2 protein-coding genes are annotated in these 1,138 nt (G+C 68.5%); both read right to left on the bottom strand.

Translation table 11 applies throughout. The annotated features are described in order from the left end of the window. Positions 1–62: 62 nt before the first annotated feature. Positions 63–692: a ribosome hibernation-promoting factor, HPF/YfiA family gene (hpf, locus tag EYA84_RS32035; RefSeq protein WP_131057878.1), complete on the bottom strand. Its 630-nt coding sequence runs from the start codon at positions 690–692 to the stop codon at positions 63–65. A gap of 250 nt (positions 693–942) precedes the next feature. Then, positions 943–1,138 (bottom strand): phosphoribosyltransferase family protein (locus tag EYA84_RS32040; protein ID WP_255446685.1); only part of this gene is annotated, 196 nt, incomplete at its 5' end.

Below are 1,138 nucleotides of genomic sequence, written 5' to 3' on the forward strand. Positions count from 1 at the left end.
CCCGGACCTGCCGCGCCGCCCCCGGATCGGGCGCTCCCGATCCGGGGGCGGCGGCGGGCCGCTCAGATGTCCAGCGAGATGATGCCGTAGTCGTAGGCGTGCCGTCGGTAGACCACACTCGGCCGGCCGGACTCCTTGTCCTGGAACAGGTAGAAGTCGTGGCCGACCAGTTCCATCTGGAAGAGGGCGTCGTCGACGGTCATCGGCTCGGCGGGGTGGACCTTCTCCCGGGCGATGTGCCAGGGCTGTTCCGCCTCGTGTTCCTCCTCCGGCCGCTCGGCCACGGCGGTGGCGGTGCCGGACTCCGCAGGCGCGGCGAGCGCGGGCAGGTCGGTCACCGGCAGGCCGGCGGTGGCGGCGGCGACCGAGATCGGTGTGTGCCGCCCACGGTGTACGCGACGCCGGTCGGCCGCACGACGCAGCCGGGCGTCGAGCTTGGCGATGGCCGCGTCGAGCGCACTGTAGAAGTCGTCGGTGCAGGCCTCCGCCCGGATTACCGGGCCCCGGGAGTAGCAGGTGATCTCCACCCGCTGGCAGTGATCGGCCTGGCGCGGATTGCGCTCGTGGAACAGCTCCACATCGACACGAATAAGTTTGTGGTCGTAGCGTTCGATCTTCGCGAGTTTGTCTGCGACATGTACCCGGTAGTGATCCGGCACTTCGACGTTACGGCCCTTGACCACGATGTCCACGTGACCTCCCTCGATCGGATGGTCTTCGATCCGAGAAACCCGGTCGCGCGTGGCGGGGACGACCCCAGTCGGCGTCGACCGGTCAATACGGCTACGCCTCCTCTCACCGCCGGGGGTGGGTGGAATCGCCTTCCTACCCCCGACAGGCAAACGCTAACTCCTGTTCGCCCGGCCGTCACCCCCCGTCGCCAAGACCACCGGGTGATTTCCACAGCTCATACACGAAGGGGTGAAACGGAAACACAATCGGTTACGGTTGGCGCCTTCGCGCGGTCGCCGCGAGCACTGTCGCCACCGAGGGCGACCATCCGTGCGCGGTCAGCACCCGGCTGATCGCCGCCAGGGTGGCCCCGGTGGTGACGATGTCGTCGAGCAGCACCACCCGCGTCCCGTCCGGCACCGCCCCGAGGCCGGGGCGCATCCGGAACTGTCTCTTTTTCACATCT

Origin of the sequence: Verrucosispora sp. SN26_14.1 (assembly GCF_004307965.1) — a bacterium.
GTDB lineage: Bacteria > Actinomycetota > Actinomycetes > Mycobacteriales > Micromonosporaceae > Micromonospora.